This is a genomic window from Pseudomonas sp. JL27(2026), from assembly GCF_056933555.1.
In genome coordinates, this window is the sequence record NZ_CM167794.1 from 5,626,423 (window position 1) to 5,644,962 (window position 18,540).

The 18,540-nt window shown below is 61.8% G+C and carries 16 protein-coding genes; 3 read left to right on the plus strand and 13 right to left on the minus strand.

The window, feature by feature from the left end:
* Positions 1-4: 4 nt before the first annotated feature.
* The 4 genes from AC1Z1G_RS25805 to AC1Z1G_RS25820 form a co-directional block, all read right to left on the minus strand.
* A complete protein-coding gene (locus AC1Z1G_RS25805; protein WP_483623290.1) occupies positions 5-1,729 on the minus strand; it encodes a putative 2-aminoethylphosphonate ABC transporter permease subunit in 1,725 nt (574 codons plus the stop codon).
* Positions 1,729-2,805, minus strand: coding sequence for a putative 2-aminoethylphosphonate ABC transporter ATP-binding protein (locus tag AC1Z1G_RS25810; RefSeq protein WP_483623292.1), 1,077 nt, complete (start codon positions 2,803-2,805; stop codon positions 1,729-1,731). Before AC1Z1G_RS25810 ends, AC1Z1G_RS25805 begins: the two co-directional genes overlap by 1 nt.
* A gap of 222 nt (positions 2,806-3,027) precedes the next feature.
* Entirely contained in the window at positions 3,028-3,891 is an 864-nt protein-coding gene (locus AC1Z1G_RS25815; protein WP_483623294.1) for a LysR family transcriptional regulator, read from the minus strand.
* A 16-nt stretch (positions 3,892-3,907) separates the two neighbouring features.
* The gene (locus AC1Z1G_RS25820; protein WP_483623296.1) at positions 3,908-6,187 is read right to left on the minus strand and encodes a heavy metal translocating P-type ATPase; all 2,280 of its coding nucleotides are present in this window, start codon (positions 6,185-6,187) and stop codon (positions 3,908-3,910) included.
* Between the two features lie 85 nt (positions 6,188-6,272).
* Between AC1Z1G_RS25820 and cadR the strand changes: the two genes are divergently transcribed.
* Entirely contained in the window at positions 6,273-6,722 is a 450-nt protein-coding gene (gene cadR, locus AC1Z1G_RS25825; protein WP_483623298.1) for a Cd(II)/Pb(II)-responsive transcriptional regulator, read from the plus strand.
* On the opposite strand, the gene AC1Z1G_RS25830 is transcribed toward cadR, so the two are convergent.
* The 5 genes from AC1Z1G_RS25830 to AC1Z1G_RS25850 form a co-directional block, all read right to left on the minus strand.
* Entirely contained in the window at positions 6,719-7,900 is a 1,182-nt protein-coding gene (locus AC1Z1G_RS25830) for an MFS transporter (RefSeq protein ID WP_483623299.1), read from the minus strand. The genes cadR and AC1Z1G_RS25830 overlap by 4 nt on opposite strands.
* A gap of 59 nt (positions 7,901-7,959) precedes the next feature.
* Complete coding sequence (locus tag AC1Z1G_RS25835) at positions 7,960-8,547, minus strand: undecaprenyl-diphosphatase (RefSeq protein ID WP_483623300.1); 588 nt, start codon at positions 8,545-8,547, stop codon at positions 7,960-7,962.
* A gap of 352 nt (positions 8,548-8,899) precedes the next feature.
* The gene (locus AC1Z1G_RS25840; protein WP_483623302.1) at positions 8,900-9,871 is read right to left on the minus strand and encodes a thymidylate synthase; all 972 of its coding nucleotides are present in this window, start codon (positions 9,869-9,871) and stop codon (positions 8,900-8,902) included.
* 63 nt (positions 9,872-9,934) lie between these two features.
* Complete coding sequence (gene lgt / locus AC1Z1G_RS25845) at positions 9,935-10,744, minus strand: prolipoprotein diacylglyceryl transferase (protein WP_347902568.1); 810 nt, start codon at positions 10,742-10,744, stop codon at positions 9,935-9,937.
* A 96-nt stretch (positions 10,745-10,840) separates the two neighbouring features.
* Positions 10,841-11,623, minus strand: a complete 783-nt coding sequence (locus tag AC1Z1G_RS25850) for a sulfite exporter TauE/SafE family protein (protein ID WP_483623304.1) — start codon at positions 11,621-11,623, stop codon at positions 10,841-10,843.
* Between the two features lie 132 nt (positions 11,624-11,755).
* On the opposite strand from AC1Z1G_RS25850, the gene AC1Z1G_RS25855 reads away from it, so the two are divergent.
* Positions 11,756-12,502 carry an NRDE family protein gene (locus tag AC1Z1G_RS25855; protein ID WP_483623305.1) on the plus strand — a complete coding sequence of 249 codons (747 nt, stop codon included), beginning with the start codon at positions 11,756-11,758 and terminating at the stop codon, positions 12,500-12,502.
* A gap of 161 nt (positions 12,503-12,663) precedes the next feature.
* Here AC1Z1G_RS25855 and ptsP read toward each other — a convergent pair whose 3' ends face one another.
* Together ptsP and AC1Z1G_RS25865 are read right to left on the minus strand one after the other, a co-directional pair.
* Positions 12,664-14,943: a phosphoenolpyruvate--protein phosphotransferase gene (ptsP, locus tag AC1Z1G_RS25860; protein WP_483623307.1), complete on the minus strand. Its 2,280-nt coding sequence runs from the start codon at positions 14,941-14,943 to the stop codon at positions 12,664-12,666.
* 22 nt (positions 14,944-14,965) lie between these two features.
* The gene (locus tag AC1Z1G_RS25865) at positions 14,966-15,445 is read right to left on the minus strand and encodes an RNA pyrophosphohydrolase (protein ID WP_008064982.1); all 480 of its coding nucleotides are present in this window, start codon (positions 15,443-15,445) and stop codon (positions 14,966-14,968) included.
* Between the two features lie 143 nt (positions 15,446-15,588).
* On the opposite strand from AC1Z1G_RS25865, the gene AC1Z1G_RS25870 reads away from it, so the two are divergent.
* Complete coding sequence (locus AC1Z1G_RS25870; RefSeq protein ID WP_483623308.1) at positions 15,589-16,245, plus strand: histidinol-phosphatase; 657 nt, start codon at positions 15,589-15,591, stop codon at positions 16,243-16,245.
* A 167-nt stretch (positions 16,246-16,412) separates the two neighbouring features.
* Here AC1Z1G_RS25870 and AC1Z1G_RS25875 read toward each other — a convergent pair whose 3' ends face one another.
* Complete coding sequence (locus AC1Z1G_RS25875; RefSeq protein WP_483623309.1) at positions 16,413-16,838, minus strand: DUF2269 domain-containing protein; 426 nt, start codon at positions 16,836-16,838, stop codon at positions 16,413-16,415.
* 39 nt (positions 16,839-16,877) lie between these two features.
* Positions 16,878-18,392, minus strand: coding sequence for a threonine ammonia-lyase, biosynthetic (gene ilvA / locus AC1Z1G_RS25880; RefSeq protein ID WP_483623311.1), 1,515 nt, complete (start codon positions 18,390-18,392; stop codon positions 16,878-16,880).
* Positions 18,393-18,540: the final 148 nt, after the last annotated feature.

Sequence of the window (18,540 nt, forward strand, 5' to 3'; positions counted from 1 at the left end):
GGGATCAATTGCCGGGCGCGGTTTGCCGCCAGGCCTGGGAACGGCGCAACAAGCCGCGCGAAGCCCAAGCCAGCAGCAGGGAAACGCCCGCCGAGGTGAACAGAATCAGGGTCGACATGGCGGCCGCGCCGCCGACATTGCCGGCGTCGTCCATGTTCAGCACCGCCACCGCCGCGAGGATGGTGTCGGGGCTGTAGAGGAAGATCGCCGCTGAAACGGTGGTCATCGCCGAGACGAACAGATAGCGCACGATGTCCAGCAGCGCCGGCAGGCAGATCGGCACGGTGACGCGCAGGTAGTGGCGGTACAGCGGCGCCTTGAGCGACAGCGCGGCGGCTTCGAACTCGGCGTCGAGCTGGCGCAGCGCGGTGGTGGCGGTCATTTGCGCGGTGGTCAGATAGTGCGCAATGGTGCAGACCACCAGCAGGGTCATGGTCCCGTAGAACACGTGCAACGGGTTGCCGGTGAGGTTGAAGAAGAACACGTAGCCCAGGCCCAACACCAACCCCGGCACCGCCATCGGCACGAAACTGAGCATGCGCAGCGCCAGGTTCAAGCCGCGCTGGCCACGGGTTTTTTCCATCAGGTAGGCACCGGTAAAAATCAAACCGCTGCCGATCAACGCCGTGCACAAGGCCATCTTCACGCTGTTGCCGTAGGCCAGCCAGCCACCGCCGGCGGTGTCGCCGAACTGGTAGTGATTGAGCGACAGCGACAGGTTGTACGGCCAGAATTTCACCAGCGAGGAGTACACCGCCATGCCGAACACCAGCAACAGCGCAGCGCAGATCAGCAACACGACGGTCAGGTAGCAACCATCGCGCAACCGCGACGGTGCCGGTTGGAAGACTTGCGCCCGACCGCTCATGGAGTCGCCATGACGACGGCGCAGCCAGGCGTCGACGCCAAAACTGAACAGGGCCGGCAGCAACAGCACCATGCCGATCAGCGCACCCCGACCAAATTGCTGCTGACCGACCACGGCTTTGTAGGCTTCCAGCGCCAGCACCTGATAGTCGCCACCGACCACCACCGGCACACCAAAATCGGTGATGGTCAGGGTGAACACCAGGCAGAACGCGGCGAATACCGCTTGCCGGGTCGCGGGCCAGGTGATGCTGCGAAACGCCTTGGCCGGGCTGGCGCCCATGCTCGACGCGGCGTCGAACAACCGCGCATCTGCCAGGGACAGCGCCGACAGCAGAATCATCAAGGCGTGGGGAAAGGTGTAAATCACCTCGCCCAGCACAATGCCCCAGAAGCCGTAGATGTTGTCCGACAGCAGCCCGCGCAACATGCCCTGGTTACCGAACAGGTATACGAGAGCAATGCCCGGCAGCATCGACGGCGCCATCAACGGCAGCAGCGACATGCCGCGCCAGATCGCTTTGCCGGGAATCAGCGTGCGTTGCAGGGCGTAGGCAAACAGGTACGCCAGCGGCACGACGATGGCCGCGACGCTGAGGGAGACTTTCAGGCTATTGCCCAGCAGCCAGTGGAAGTTGGCGCTGGTCACAAGTGTGCGGGCGGCGACCAGGCCACCGCCCTGCCCGGCGTCGCTACTGAAGCCACGCCAGAAGATCGCCAGCAGCGGCATCAACACTGCAACGCAGAGCAGGCACAGCAGCAGAACCTTGCCGCCGACCACGAACACCCGGTCGCCGATTTCGGCGCGGGAGGCCTGCCGAACCTGCTTGTGCGGTATCGGCAGCGCGATGGGCGCGCTCATCAGGCAAACACCTGCAGGCTGCGCGGCGGCAGGGCGACCATGATGTCCTGGGCACCGAGGCGCGGCATGGCTTCGGGTGCCAGTTCGGCGAGCAGCGCATGGCCCGGCAGTTGGTTTAACTCGAAGCTCATCCGGCAACGGTTGCCCAGGAACGTGATCTCGCGGACCTTGGCCGGGAACAGGTTTTCTTCATGCACCAACGGGTTGATGCTGATGGCTTCCGGGCGGCAGAACAGTCGGCCCGACGCGGCTTTGCCGCTGTTATCGGCCAGGCGCAGGTTCATTCCGCCGACCTGCGCATGGCTGTCGCTGCTGCGCTGGAACGGCAGCCAGTTGCCCTGCCCGACGAACTCCGCCACGAACGGCGTGGCCGGTCGGTTGTAGATTTCCTGGGGCGTGGCGTACTGCTCGACCTTGCCGTTGTTCATCACGGCGATGCGGTCGGCCATCAGCATGGCCTCATCCTGATTGTGCGTGACCATCAACGTGGTGATGCCGAGGTTGCGCTGCAACTGGCGCAACTCGGTGCACAGGTGCTCGCGAACCCGGGCGTCGAGAGCCGACATGGGCTCGTCCAGCAGCAGCAACGACGGGGCCGGCGCCAAGGCCCGGGCCAGTGCGACCCGTTGCTGTTGGCCGCCGGACAATTGGCCGGGGTACTTTTTCTCACTGCCAATCAGGCCGACCAGTTCCAGCATCTGGCCGACGCGTTTGCGCACCTCATCGCGGCCACTGCCAGCGAGGCCGTAGGCGATGTTGGCTTCAACGGTGAGGTTGGGGAACAGCGCGTAGGACTGGAACAGAATGCCGTAGTCCCGAGCCTGCGGTGCCAGCAGGGAAACGTCCCGATCACCGAGAAACAACTCGCCGCGATCCTGACGTTCCAGACCGGCGATGCAGCGCAGCAAGGTGGTTTTGCCGCAACCGGAAGGCCCGAGCAGGCACACCAGTTCACCGGCCTCGACGTCCAGCGACACGTTATCCAGCGCGGTGAAGGCGCCGAAGCGCTTCTCGATACCGCGCACCTTCATCGGTGCGCCGGGAAAGACCTGGGCAGTTGCGTTCGGGTGGTTCATGGACGGGCCTCATCTAGCAGATGCAGGCTATCCTAGAGTTGTAATGCGTCCGTCATGTGGCAGCGAGGCAAAAACGGCCGATAGTGGTATTCGGGGATTTTGGTTCAAGATCGGCGGTGTCTGGACGGACGCTTTCGCGAGCAAGCCCGCTCCCACAGGGTTACGCGGTCAATTGTGGGAGCGGGCTTGCTCGCGAAGGGGCCGTCACATACAACACATGCCTCAGGCCGGGGCCATTTCCTGGGCCAGGCCGAGGAATGCCGCTGGCAGGCGGGCGTTTTTGCGCTCCTTGAGGCAGTACAGATATTCGGGGATCTGCGGGGCGTTCTCGAGGGTCAGCACCCGCAACTGCGGGTCGTGGGGAACTTCCTGGCGGGCGATGATGCTGATGCCGATGTTGCGCAGCACCGCTTCGCGGATCGATTCGCGGCTGCCGATCTCCAGTAACGGGCCAAAGCTCACACCCGCGCTGGCCAGCAGTTCTTCCGTCAGGCGCCGGGTGGTCGAGCCGGTTTCGCGCATCAACAAGGTGTGCCCGGCCAGCGCGCTGAGTTGCACATGATCATGCACCGCCAGTGGATGGTTACGATGCACCGCCAGCACCAGCGGGTCGGTGCCAAGTACCCGGCGGGTCAATCGCGCGTCCTCCAGCAACTGCGAGGACGCAGCCAGGTCGACCCGGTAGTCCTCAAGGGCTTCGAGCACCTGCTGGGAGTTGCCGATTTCCACCGAGACGTCCACCTGCGGCAAGCGCTCGCGAAATGCCTTCACCAGATCCAGGATGTAATACGGCGCTGTCGCGGCGATACGCAGCGCGCCCTGGACCTGACCACTGTTGCGCAGGAAAAACTCAATGTCGGCCTCCTGCTGCATCAGCGTCTTGACCATCGGCAGCAACCGCGCCCCTTCATCGCTGACTGTCAGCCGGCGACCGCCACGGTAGAACAACTCAACCGAATACTGGCTTTCCAGGTGCCGAATCTGGGTCGTCACCGTGGGTTGGCTCAGGCCGAGCTTTTTCGCTGCCAGGGTAATACTGCCCAAACGCGCGACCATGTAAAAAGCCTTCAGCTCGGCACTCAGCACGACACCCTCACTTCATTTACTTGCGCAACAGGCGCAGACCATTGAACACCACCAGCAGGGCCACGCCCATGTCGGCAAACACCGCCATCCACATGGTGGCGAGGCCTACGAAGGTTACCCCAAGAAAGATCGCCTTGATGACCAACGCCAAGGCGATATTTTGCGTGAGGACAGTGGAGGTCTGGCGCGACAGGCGAATGAAGGCGGGGATCTTGCGCAGATCGTCGTCCATCAAGGCGACATCGGCGGTTTCAATCGCCGTGTCAGTGCCAGCCGCGGCCATCGCAAAACCGATCTGCGCACGGGCCAGCGCCGGTGCGTCGTTGATGCCGTCGCCGACCATGCCGACCCGGTGCCCTTGGGCGTACAGTTCTTCGATGGCCTTGAGCTTGTCAGTCGGCAGCAAGTCGCCCCGGGCCTGATCAATGCCCACCTGCGCGGCAATCGCCTGCGCAGTGTGCGGGTTGTCGCCGGTCAGCATCAGGGTTTTGATACCCAGGTCATGCAACTGCCGGATGGCTTCACGGCTGGACGCCTTGACCGTGTCCGCCACGGCAAACAGCGCCAACGGTCCCGAGGTGTCGAGCAGCAACACTACAGTCTTGCCCTGTTTTTCCAGGGCGAACAATTTTTCTTCCAGCGCAGGCGAGCACAGGCCCAGCTCTTCGACCAAGCGGTGGTTGCCCAAATGGTACACCTGACCGTTGATCTCGCCGCGCACGCCCCGACCGGTCAGTGCTTCGAAGTTATCCACAGCGAGCAGCGCCAGCTGTTTATCCACAGCCGCGTTGGCGATGGCCAGCGACACCGGGTGATCCGAGCGCCCGGCCAGGCTGGCGGCAAGCACCTGCGCGGTGGCCTCCACCGTTGGGTCCAGGGACAGGTAATCGGTCTGCACCGGTTTGCCGTGGGTGATGGTGCCGGTCTTGTCGAGCGCCAGGTAATCGAGTTTGTAACCGCCCTCCAGGTACACGCCGCCCTTGATCAGGATGCCTTTGCGCGCCGCCGCCGCGAGGCCGCTGACGATGGTTACCGGGGTGGAAATCACCAGTGCGCAAGGGCATGCAACCACCAGCAGTACCAGTGCGCGGTAGATCCAGTCAAACCATGCCGCGCCCATGAACAGCGGCGGGACAAGTGCCACGCCCAAGGCAAAAATGAACACCACCGGGGTGTAGATTTTCGAGAAGCTGTCGACGAAGCGCTGGGTCGGCGCCCGTGCGCCTTGCGCCTCTTCCACGGCATGAATGATCCGCGCCAGGGTCGAGTTGTTGGCGGCGGCAGTCACGGTGTATTCCAGGGAACCAGCCTGATTGATGGTGCCGGCGAAGACTTTGTCGCCGACAGTTTTCTCCACCGGCAGGCTTTCACCGGTAATCGGCGCCTGGTCGATGGTCGAGTTGCCGGACACCACGACACCGTCCAGCCCAATACGCTCGCCGGGGCGCACCCGCACCCGCGCACCCAGTTCAATGTTTTTGGCTTCAGACTCGATCCAGTTACCGTCCTGCTGCACGGTGACCTTTTCCGGTGTCATCTGCATCAGGCCGCTGATGGCATTGCGCGCGCGGTCCAGGGATTTGGCTTCGATCAACTCGGCCACGGTGAAGAGGAACATCACCATCGCCGCTTCCGGCCATTGGCCGATCAGCACAGCACCGGTCACCGCGATGCTCATCAGTGCGTTGATGTTCAGGTTGAGGTTCTTCAGGGCGATCCAGCCCTTTTTGTAGGTGCCCAAACCGCCGCTGAGGATCGAAATCAGCGCGACGATGGCCACCACCCAAGTCGGCGCGGCGCTGGTGAAGTGAATCACTTCGGCCGCCAAGGCACCGACACCCGAGAGCGCCAACGGCCACCAGGGCTTTTTCACCGGGGCCGGGCTGCCGGTTTGCGCGTCGGCGCCCTCCTCGATCGGTTCGGCGACCATGCCGATGGACTTGATCGCGGCGATGATCGACGCGGTGGTCGGCAGGTCGTGGGTGACGCCGAGTACGCGGTTGATCAGGTTGAATTCCAGTTGCTGCACACCCGAAAGCTTGCCCAGCTTGTTCTGGATCAGCGTCTGCTCGGTCGGGCAGTCCATAGCCTCGATCCGGAATCGGCTCAGGCGTGCACCATCGGTCGGCGTTTCACTGAGCTTGATCAGTGACGGCGCCGCCGCGCTGGAGCAGCAAGAACCGCCATGGCTGGCGTGATCGTGTTTCTCCACAGGCTTGAGCGTGTGGCTGTGATCGTGATCGTGATCGTGATCGTGATCAGCGTGGGGCTTGTGGGTGTGCAGGGAATCGCTCATCGGGTCGCGTCCATAAAGGTGCCTGTTGCCAAGTAAAGACCCTGTAGCCACTATAGGGTCAAGCACCCCATTGGAGATTGCTGCAATGAAGATCGGCGAACTGGCCAAACTGACCGACTGCGCGGTCGAAACCATCCGCTATTACGAACGCGAAGGCCTGCTGCCGGAACCAGCCCGCAGTGAAGGCAACTACCGCGTCTACACCCAGGCCCACACCGAACGCCTGACCTTCATCCGCAACTGCCGCACCCTCGACATGACCCTCGAAGAAATCCGCAGCCTGCTGGCCCTGCGTGACAGCCCGCAGGATCAGTGCGAAAGCGTCAACGCGCTGGTCGATGAGCACATCCTCCACGTCAAGGCACGGATCGATGGCCTGCTGGCCTTGCAGGCACAACTCATCGACCTGCGCCAACGCTGCAGCGAAGGGCCGGATATCGAACAGTGCGGGATTTTGCAGCGGCTGGAGGTCAGCGGCGGCGTGGTAGCGAGTGAGGCCGAGCCGTCACATGTCGGCAGAAGCCACGGGCATTAAGCGGCGCCGCGTAGCACCAGCAACAGCATGGCTAAACCCGACAGCAGCGCGCCTGTGAGGAACGTGCCTGGTGCACCAACCGTTTGCCACAGCCAGCCTGCAAGAACACTGGCGACCAACAGGCAGACGCCGCTGATCAGATTGAAAATGCCAAACGCCGTACCCTTCAGTTCGTTGGGTGCGGTGTCGGCGATGAGTGTGGCGAGGATGCCCTGGCTGAACCCCATGTGCAGTCCCCACAGGGCTACGCCCAGCAGCATCGTCAGGGTCGAATGGCTTTGTGCGAGCAGCAGATCCGCCAGCACCAAAAGTCCCATACCGAGAAAAAGCAGCCGGGTACGACTGATCCGGTCGGACAGCCAGCCGGCCGGGTACGCAGACACCGCATAGAACACCGACATGACCACCATCACCAGCGGCACCCACGTGGTGGACAAGCCAGCCTGCTGCGCCCGCAATACCAGAAACGCCTCACTGAAACGTGCCAGCGTAAACACCCCGCCCACGAGCACCACCCACCAGTACCTGGACGAAAAGTCCTGAAGGACTCGCCAATGAATTGGTGATCGAAAGGTGTGTTCTCTGACCGCGTGCCCAGGCTCTTTTACGCCCGTGACAATCAACGCCACCGCGATAGCGGCCGGGATCACGGCAAACCACAACACCTGCTGGATATCGGCGAGCCACAGCATCAACACGATAGCCAGCGCCGGACCGACAAAGGCACCGACGGTATCCATCGACTGACGCAATCCAAAGCAGGCACCGCGAATCTGCGGGGGGGCCAAGTCCGCCACCAAGGCATCGCGCGGCGCACCACGAATGCCCTTGCCGATGCGGTCCAGAAAGCGCGCGGTGAACACCACGTCCACCGAGTGAGCCAACGGGAACAACGGTTTGGTCAACGCAGCCAAACCGTACCCCAGTAACAGCAAGCCTTTACGCCGACCGATAAAGTCGCTGATCGCACCCGAGAAGATTTTGACCAGCATCGCTGTCGCCTCGGCGATGCCCTCGATGAGGCCGACGGTCAGCGCACTGGCGCCCAGGGTCGTGACCAGAAACACCGGCAAAAGGCTGTGCACCAATTCGGATGAAACATCCATGAACAGGCTGACAAAACCCAAGGCCCAAACGGTTCGTGGAATACGAGGAGGTTCTGGCCTGGCCTGGCTCACCTGTTCACCCTGTCATGCTCCAACGCCTGCGCGGCGGTAATGAAACAGATACCCGGGCGCTAGCCCCTACGACTGAGTGTTGGAAACATTCGCTGGTACACACGCTCGAGAGCATCGAGCAGGTGCTCGCCAAGTTGTCTGTAGCCCAACACTTCCCGTACCAGCCAGGCGCTGGCCAGCGAAACCAGTATCGACCCGGCAACATCGAATGGAAAGTGTACGCCCAGGTAAACACGCGCCCAGCCAACCAACGCACCCAGCAGCAGAACCAGCAGGCCCAGTTTGCGCAGCGTTGCCAGTATCAAGCCAAAGGCCAGCGTGAACATCACGGTAGCGTGGTCGCTGGGGAAGGAGGACTCAGCGGCATGCGCCAGAAGCTGTTGCCCCAGCCCCAGCATGAGCGGGCGCGGGTGAAACCAGAGGCTGCTGATCAGCAGATTGCAACCCAGTGCGAAGACGATGCTTAGCGTCGCGGTAACCGCCGCCACCCGCTCCTGACGTGCCCCTCGCAGCCACAATCCGATCAGCAAAATCGGTACACCGTAGATCAGCCACTGCGCCAAAAACATCGCAAGGGACAGCATCGGCGCCGAGACGTCCGCGCTGGCGTTGATCGCCAGGAACAGGTTGCGATTGAGTTCTTCCACAAATAGACGCCATCCGGATCTTCAGAAAATGCCACGCAGCAATACCGTGTGCAGCATCCACCCGAGACTGAACCTTGCCATCGCCGCCTTCAACTCTGGCAGGCTCGGAAGTCCACATCTGGGAAACAATCACAAAAGCGGTCAGGGGCTTGATCCGTAATGTTTTAGCGCCGGGGTTGCAGCGAGTGAGGCCAAGCCCTCACCTGTTGGCCGCAGTCACGGCCACTAAGAACACCGCATAACCAATGTGGGAGCGAGCCTGCTCGCGAAGAGGCCATCAAATTCAACAGAGATGTTGACTGACACTCCTTCTTCGCAAGCCGGCTCGCTCCCACAGGGATTGCGTTAAGGCTTAGACCGCCATCGGCGCGGTCATTGGCGCGTGGTGCTGATAACCCTCAAGCGAGAAGTCGCTTGGCTCGATCTGCTCCAGCCATTCCGGCTGGTACACACCCGTCCTGGCAAACTCCGGCACACGATCACTGATCACCAGTTTCGGCATCGGGAACGGCTCGCGCTTGAGCTGTTCGTTGAGCATGTCCAGATGGTTTTCGTAGACGTGGGCGTCACCGATGAAATAGGTGAACCAGCGCGGCGTGTAACCGGTCAGGCGACCGATCAGGCTCAGCAGCGCGGCGCCCTCGGTGAGGTTGAACGGCGTGCCCAGGCCCAAGTCGTTGGAGCGGATGTAGAGGGTCAGGGAAATTTCCCGGGTCTCGACATTCGGGTGGAACTGATACAGCAGGTGGCACGGCGGCAGGGCCATTTCATCGAGCTGCGCCACGTTCCAGCCGTGGAACAGGATCCGGCGGCTGCCCGGGTCCTTGATGATGGTGTCGACGCACTGGCGAATCTGGTCGATGGCCTTGTACAGCACCACGTAGGCCTGGCCGTTTTCTTCGCCTTCGGCGATCTGCCGATAGCCCTGGCTCAACGTCTGCTCGATAGCAGCCTGATTGCTGACCGGAATCTGCTTGTACGCCGGCCATTTGCGCCATTGCACACCGTAGATCTCGCCCAGGTCGTCTTCGCCCTGGCGGAACGGGTTGGCCAGCCACTGAGCGTTTTCGTTGGCGTTCTGGTCCCAGACCTTGCAGCCCAGCGCACGGAACTCAGCCGCGTTGTTCACGCCACGCAGGAAGCCGCACATCTCGCCGATGGCCGACTTGAAGGCCATCTTGCGGGTGGTGATCGCCGGGAAACCGTCTTTCAGGTCGTAACGCAGCATCGCACCGGGAAAGCTGATGGTGTTCACGCCGGTTCGGTTGGCTTGTTTGGTGCCGTTCTTGATGACGTGGGCGACCAGATCGAGATATTGCTTCATGAATTACCTGTGTCCTTGAACGCAGGGCCGCAGCCCTGCGTTTCGAATGTAGAGCGCGGCGCGTCAAGGCGCCGGAGTAGCGGGAGTCGCCGGGGCGCGGTTGTAGGCCAGCCAGATCAGGTACAGGCCACCGACAATCATCGGAATGCACAGCACCTGACCCATGGTCACCCAGCCGAACGCCAGGTAGCCGAGTTGCGCGTCCGGCACCCGCACCAGTTCAACGACGAACCGGAAGATCCCGTAGAACAGCGCGAACATCCCGGAGACCGCCATGGTCGGCCGAGGCTTGCGCGAGTACAGCCAAAGGATGACAAACAATGCCACGCCTTCGAGGGCGAACTGATACAGCTGCGACGGGTGGCGCGCTAACTGCGCCGGATCGGTCGGGAAGATCATCGCCCACGGCAGGTCGGTCGGCTTGCCCCACAACTCGGCGTTGATGAAGTTGCCGATGCGCCCGGCACCCAGGCCGATCGGCACCATCGGTGCGACGAAGTCCATCAGCTGGAAGAACGACTTGCCGTTCTTTTTGCCAAACCACAGCGCCGCCAGCATCACGCCGATGAAACCGCCGTGGAACGACATGCCGCCCTTCCACACCTCGAAAATCAGCAGCGGGTTGGCAATGTAGGCGCTCAGGTCGTAAAACAGCACATAACCCAGGCGGCCGCCGACAATCACGCCCATCGACATCCAGAAGACCATGTCGGAGAGCTTCTCCTTGGTCCAGGTCGGGTCGAAGCGGTTCATCCGGCTCGACGCCAGCAACCACGCGCCGCCGATGCCGATCAGGTACATCAGGCCGTACCAGTGGATTTTCAGCGGGCCGATGGCCAGGGCCACCGGGTCAATCTGCGGGTAAGGCAGCATTACGACTCCTCGTTAGAGTTGAAACCTAAAATTCCTGGCGCGACCGTGCCACGCCGGGATTAAGCCAGGATTGCGCCACGGCTCGAAGCAAAAGGCTCAGAGCAAAAAGCTGATGCCCACGCACAACAGCAAAGCGGCAAACAGTCTTTTGAGCAAACGCGGCGACAGCTTGTGGGCCAGCCGTGCACCGAAGCGGGCGAACAGCATGCTGGTCAGGGCAATCCCCAGCAGCGCCGGCAAGTAAATGAACCCCAGACTATGGGCAGGCAACAGCGGTTCATGCCAGCCCAGAATCATGAAACTTAATGCACTGGCCAATGCGATTGGCAGGCCACAGGCCGACGAAGTCGCCACGGCTTGCTGCATCGGCACGCTGCGCCAGGTCAGGAACGGTACAGTCAACGAACCGCCGCCAATCCCGAAAATCGCCGAGGCCCAGCCAATCACGCTGCCGGCCAGGGTCAGGCCCACCTTGCCGGGAACGGTTCGGCTGGCCTTGGGCTTGAGCTCCAGGGCCATTTGCACGGCGATCACCAGGGCAAACACGCCGATGATTTTCTGCAAATGCGGACCGGAAATCGCTTCGGCGGTCAGCGCACCAAAACCGGCGCCAATGAGAATCCCGAGGGTCATCCAGACAAAGATCGGCCAACGCACCGCGCCTTTGCGCTGATGCTCGCGAACCGCATTGACCGAGGTAAAGATGATGGTCGCCAGCGACGTGCCGACCGCCAGATGGGTAAGCACCGACGGATCAAAGCCCTGCAAGGAGAAACTGAACACCAGCACCGGGACGATGATGATCCCGCCCCCAACCCCGAACAGCCCGGCCAATACGCCTGCGCAGGCGCCCAGCACCATGTAGAGCAGAAATTCCATGACAGTCCTTATCCGCTTCTCAAAAATAGCCGCGGCATGGTAACGGATGCACGGCCTCAAGCTCCACTGAATGGCGATGGATACCCGGCCGATGTCTGCGTAGAGTGGCAAAAAACACCAAGGGACAGCCTTATGTGCCTGATCGTTTTCGCCTGGCGCCCCGGCCACGCGACGCCGCTGATCGTCGCGGCCAACCGCGATGAGTTTTATGCCCGCCCCAGCCGGCCGCTGGCCCAATGGCCCGAAGCCCCGCAGGTGTATGCCGGGCGTGACCTGGAAGCCGGTGGCACCTGGCTCGGCATTGGCGCCAACGGACGCTTTGCTGCGCTGACCAACATCCGCAACCCTCACCAACCCCCCGCGCGTAAATCCCGAGGCGAATTGGTGGCGCGTTTTCTCAGCGGTGAAATGCCGATTGATGACTATTTAGCCGACGTTTCCAGACGCTCACTGGAATATGCCGGCTTCAACCTGTTAGTCGGCAACGCCCACGAACTCTGGCACTACCATTCATTGGCCTCTGAACCGACGCTGCTGGCTGCAGGTGTCTACGGGTTGTCGAATGCCGGGCTCGACACCCCTTGGCCGAAGGTCCTCAAGGCCAAGGCGGCGTTGAGCGAAGTGCTGGACGATCCACAACCGCAGGCGTTGCTGGCGCTGTTGAACGACCCGCAGACCGCGCCGTCCGCCGAACTGCCGGATACCGGCGTCGGGTTGGCGACCGAGAGTTTGTTGTCGAGTGTGTTCATTGCCAGCCCGAGTTACGGGACGCGAGCAAGTACTGCGCTGATTGTGCAGGCGGATGGGACGCGGCATATGGTCGAAAGAAGTTTCGGGCCGTATGGCGGGCATTTGGGGGAAGTGGCGTTGAGAATTTAAAGGCAGGTCATAAATAGTGGCGAGGGAGCTTGCTCCCGCTGGAGCGTGAAGCGCTCCCAATTCAGCCAATGCGCTCTTTCAGAAAGATCGCATTGGCCGGCTTACGACTGCTTCGTAGCCGGACGGGAGCAAGCTCCCTCGCCACAAGGGCCGTCAGCGTTTCAGAGGCTCTTGATCGCCGCCGGATTGATCATCCGTGCCAACCCAAGGTTCTTCAGCGCCAGTTGCAGCGAGCTGTGGATAACTTGCGGGTTGTCGATGGTCATCAGCTCGGCGAGCAGGTCCTTGGCCCACGTCAGGTTGATTTGACGCAGCATCCACTTCACTTTCGGCAGGTTGGTGGCGTTCATCGACAAGCTGTCGAAACCCATTGCCATCAACAGCACCGCCGCTGCCGGGTCACCGGCCATCTCGCCGCAGATGCTCACAGGCTTGCCTTCGGCATGAGCGTCGCGTACCACGGTTTGCAGAGCTTGCAGCACCGCCGGGTGCAAGTAGTCGTAGAGGTCGGCCACTCGCGGGTTGTTGCGGTCTACGGCCAACAGGTACTGGGTCAGGTCGTTGGAACCGACCGACAGGAAGTCTACCTGCCGCGCCAGCTCCTTGGTCTGATACACCGCCGCCGGAATCTCGATCATCACGCCAACCGGCGGCATCGGCACGTCGGTGCCTTCGTCACGCACTTCACCCCAGGCGCGGTGAATCAGGTGCAACGCTTCTTCGAGTTCGTGAATGCCGGAGATCATCGGCAACAGAATGCGCAGGTTGTTCAAGCCTTCACTGGCCTTGAGCATGGCGCGGGTCTGTACCAGGAAAATCTCCGGGTGGTCGAGGGTGACGCGAATCCCGCGCCAGCCCAGGAACGGGTTGTCTTCTTTGATCGGGAAGTACGACAGTGACTTATCGCCGCCAATGTCCAGGCTGCGCATGGTCACCGGTTGCGGGTGGAAGGCGGCGAGTTGCTCGCGATAGATCGCCAGCTGCTCCTTTTCACTCGGGAACCGTTGATTGATCATGAACGGCACTTCGGTGCGGTACAGGCCCACACCCTCGGCGCCGCGCTTCTGTGCCCGCGCCACGTCCGCCAGCAGGCCGGTGTTGACCCACAGCGGCATGCGGTGCCCATCGAGGGTCACGCACGGCAGGTCGCGCAGTGCATCCAGCCCGAGGGCCAGTTGCTTCTCTTCCTCGACCACCTCGGCGAACTGCTTGCGCAGCACGTCGCTGGGGTTGGTGTAGACCTCACCGTGGTAACCGTCGACGATCATGTCGATGCCGTCGACCTTGGAGTACGGCAGGTCGACCAGGCCCATCACCGTCGGGATGCCCATGGCACGTGCCAGGATCGCCACGTGGGAGTTGCCGGAACCGAGTACCGACACCAGCCCCACCAGCTTGCCTTCCGGCACCTCGCCGAGCATGGCCGGCGTCAGTTCTTCGCTGATCAGAATGGTGTTGTCGGGGTAGACCAGGGTTTGCTGGCGCTCTTCCTGCAAGTACGCCAGCAGACGACGACCGAGGTCCTTGACGTCCGAGGCGCGTTCGCGCAGGTAGGCGTCGTCCATCAGTTCGAAGCGGTTGACGTGATCGGTGACCACCTGGCGCAAAGCGCCCTGGGCCCACTGGCCGGTCTTGATGATGGTGGTTACTTCGCTGCCCAGCGAGGCATCGTCGAGCATCATCAGGTAGACGTCGAACAGCGCCCGTTCTTCGGGCCGCAACTGGGTGGCGAGTTTGGCGGACAAGGCACGCATGTCGGCGCGCACGCCTTCGATGGCGGTCTTGAACAGACCCAGCTCGGCGTCGATGTCGTGGATGGTTTTGTCGGGCACCACGTCCAGGTCGGCTGGCGGCAGCATGACCACCGCGGTCCCGACCGCTGCGCCGGGCGAACCCGGTACGCCAACGAACTTGGCTTCCTGAATGCCTTTGCCCTGGCGGCCCAGGCCACGGATCGAACCGGTGGCCTCGGCGTGGGCGATTACGCCGGCAAGCTGGGCGCTCATGGTCACCAGGAAGGCTTCTTCACCTTCGTCAAACTGGCGACGCTCTTTTTGCTGGATGACCAACACGCCGACGACGCGGCGGTGGTGAATGATCGGTGCACCGAGGAACGAGGCATAACGCTCTTCGCCGGTTTCGGCAAAGTAGCGATAGCGCGGGTGGTCCGCGGCGTTTTCGAGGTTCAGGGGTTCTTCACGCGTGCCGACCAGGCCGACCAGACCTTCGTTGGGCGCCATGCTGACCTTGCCGATCGAGCGCTTGTTCAAGCCCTCGGTGGCCATCAGCACGAAGCGGTTGGTCTCGGGGTCGAGCAGGTAGACCGAGCAGACCTGGCTGCCCATGGCCTCTTTGACGCGCAATACAATAATCCCCAACGCCGCCTTGAGATCCTTGGCGGAGTTAACTTCCTGGACGATCTTGCGCAGCGTATTGAGCATGGCTCGGGGTCGAACTCCGTCGTCAGTCGCGCGCTAAAAGGCGCGGGGCAAGCTCTTTGAGAGCGCGGCGATACACCTCGCGCTTGAATGTCACCACCTGGCCCAACGGATACCAATAACTGACCCAACGCCAGCCATCGAACTCCGGTTTACCGGTCAAATCCATCCGCACCCGCTGCTCGTTGGAGACCAGGCGCAGGAGAAACCATTTCTGTTTCTGGCCGATGCACAGCGGTTGGCTGTGGGTTCTGACCAGACGTTGCGGCAAACGATAGCGCAACCAGCCCCGGGTGCAGGCGAGAATTTCAACATCTTCGCGCTCCAGACCCACTTCTTCGTTCAGCTCGCGGTACAAGGCGTCTTCCGGCGTCTCCTGCGGGTTGATCCCCCCTTGAGGAAACTGCCAGGCATCTTGATTGATACGGCGAGCCCATAGCACCTGGCCAGCATCATTCGTGAGAATAATCCCGACATTGGGGCGGAAACCATCGGGGTCGATCACGGCAACAACCTCGCAAACGCATGTCGCCGCATTGTTCCACAAAGGTTGTGAATGCGGCAACGAAGCTTCCTACCTTATGTGCACTCTTGTGAAAAGACCGTATTCTTGTGGCCTTTTTACAGACTTTTCAGCGGGTAACTGCAATGCGCCTGGCTTTATTCGACTTGGACAACACCCTTCTGGGCGGCGACAGTGATCACGCTTGGGGCGATTACCTGTGCGAACGCGGGATACTCGATGCTGTCGTCTACAAGGCACGCAACGACGAGTTCTACCAGGACTACCTGGCCGGCAAGCTGGACAACGCCGAGTACCTGAACTTCTGCCTGGAGATCCTCGGCCGCGCCGACATGGCCCAGCTCGATGAATGGCACCGCGACTACATGCGCGACTGCATCGAGCCGATTGTGTTGCCCAAGGGTCTCGAACTGCTGGCCAAACACCGCGCCGCCGGCGACAAACTGGTGATCATCACCGCCACCAACCGCTTCGTGACCGGGCCGATTGCCGAGCGCCTGGGGGTTGAAACCCTGATTGCCACCGAATGCGAAATGATCGACGGCCGCTACAGCGGGCGCAGCACCGACGTGCCGTGCTTTCGCGAAGGCAAGGTGACACGTTTGAATCGTTGGCTGGAAGAAACGGGGTTGTCGCTTGAAGACAGCTATTTCTACAGCGACTCGATGAATGACTTGCCGCTGCTGGAGCAGGTGGCAAACCCGGTGGCCGTGGACCCGGACCCGAACTTGCGGGCCGAGGCACAGAAACGTGGCTGGCCGGTGATGTCGTTGCGCGACTGATATCAGCGCTTTACCTGTGGCGAGGGAGCTTGCTCCCGCTCGGTCACGCAGAGGCCGTAAATATGGCCGACGCGTTCCGCCTGACAAAACGTCCTTGCAGACTTCAGGAGCGCTTCGCGCTCCAGCGGGAGCAAGCTCCCTCGCCACAGTTGATAGCGTGAATCAGGTTAAACCGGCTTGGCGCCCATCAACCCCGCGATGGCGATAAAACACACGAAGCTGAACAGCGCCAATGCGAAGGTGAACTTTCCGCCGCCCGCCTTCGCCTTGCGCAGCTTGTTCAGCCGCACCAGCAACCAGAACCAGCCCAACGCCGCGACGGTGTAAAGCACACTGGAGGCCAGCAACCAGGTCTGCCCCAGCGGCCAGCCCACCAGATGGACCAGCCACCAACCGGTAAACGGCATGCTCAGCAACGCCAGGCCCATCAGCAACCAGACAAAGACCCAGGGCCGTTGCAATGTCCGCCCAGGCGCCGAAACGTCACCGTTGCGGCGCGCACGCCAGACCCAGATCGCCAGCCCCAGTGCACTCAGCAACAGCACGACCGTTGCCGCGACATGCGCAGCCTTGAGGGCGGTTAATGTTTCCATGGTTTGATTTCCTTAAGGCCTGCCCATCAGCGTAGCCGTTCAGCCAAGAAACAGCTTATAGGCCGGGTTATTGCTTTCATCCCAATACGGGTAACCGATTTCTGCCAACGCCGCCGGCACCAGATGACGCTCGTCATCGGGCACTTGCAGGCCGGCAACCACCCGGCCATCGGCCGCGCCGTGGTTGCGGTAGTGGAACATCGAGATGTTCCAGCGCCCGCCGAGTTTATGCAGGAAGTTGAACAGCGCGCCCGGACGCTCCGGGAACTCGAAGCGCAACACCACTTCATCAACGACATGCGCCGCACGGCCACCGACCATGTGACGGATGTGCAACTTGGCCAGTTCGTTGTCGGTCAGGTCGAGCACCGGGAAGCCCTGCTGAGTCAGGCTCGCGATCAATGCGCTGCGTGGATCGCTTTCCGGATGCGTCTGCACGCCCACGAAGATGTGCGCCTCGCTGCCGGTGCTGTAGCGGTAGTTGAATTCAGTGATCTGGCGCTTGCCGATGGCTTCGCAGAACGCCTTGAAGCTGCCCGGCTTCTCGGGGATGGTCACGGCAATGATCGCTTCGCGACCTTCGCCCAGCTCAGCGCGCTCGGCCACATGGCGCAAGCGGTCGAAGTTGACGTTGGCGCCGGAGTCGATGGCCACCAGGGTTTGCCCGGTAACGCCACGCAGCTCGACGTACTTCTTGATCCCGGCCACACCCAGGGCACCGGCAGGCTCGGTGATCGAACGGGTATCGTCGTAGATGTCCTTGATCGCCGCGCAGATCTCGTCCGTGCTGACGGTGATCACTTCATCGACATAGTCTTTGCAGATATCAAACGTGTGCTGACCGATCTGCGCCACCGCCACGCCATCGGCGAACAAGCCCACGGTCGGCAACACCACGCGCTCGCCGGCCGCCATGGCCGCTTGCAGGCAGTTGGAGTCGTCTGGCTCGACGCCGATGATTTTGATTTCCGGACGCAGGTACTTCACGTACGCCGCGATCCCGGCAATCAGGCCGCCACCACCCACCGGCACGAAAATCGCGTCCAGCGGCCCGGGGTGCTGGCGCAGAATCTCCATCGCCACCGTGCCCTGCCCGGCAATGGTGTGGGGATCGTCGTAAGGGTGAATGTAGACGTAGCCTTTTTCGTCGACCAGTTTCAGCGAGTAGGCCAGCGCTTCCGGGAAGGAATCACCGTGCAGCACCACTTTGCCGCCGCGTGAACGCACGCCTTCAACTTTGATTTCCGGGGTGGTCTTGGGCATGACAATGGTCGCTTTCACGCCCAACACCTTGGCCGCCAGGGCCAGGCCCTGCGCGTGGTTGCCCGCTGAGGCCGTGACCACGCCACGGGCGCGCTCTTCAGTGCTCAGCTGGGTCAGCTTGTTGTAAGCGCCACGAATCTTGAACGAGAACACCGGCTGCAAGTCTTCGCGCTTGAGCCAGATCTTGTTGCCCAGCCGCTCGGAGAGCTGGCGAGCAGTCTGCAATGGGGTTTCTACGGCAACGTCATAAACGCGCGAGGTGAGGATCTTTTTGACGTACTGTTCAAGCATCGGAAAGCATCACTGAGCGGGTTGGGCAGGGCCAACGAGTCTAACCCGGCTTTTGACCGGGCGACCACACGAATCCAGAGGTTTTAGCCCTCGTCCAGCCACCATTGATTCATTGTGGCGAGGGAGCTTGCTCCCGCTGAAGCGCGAA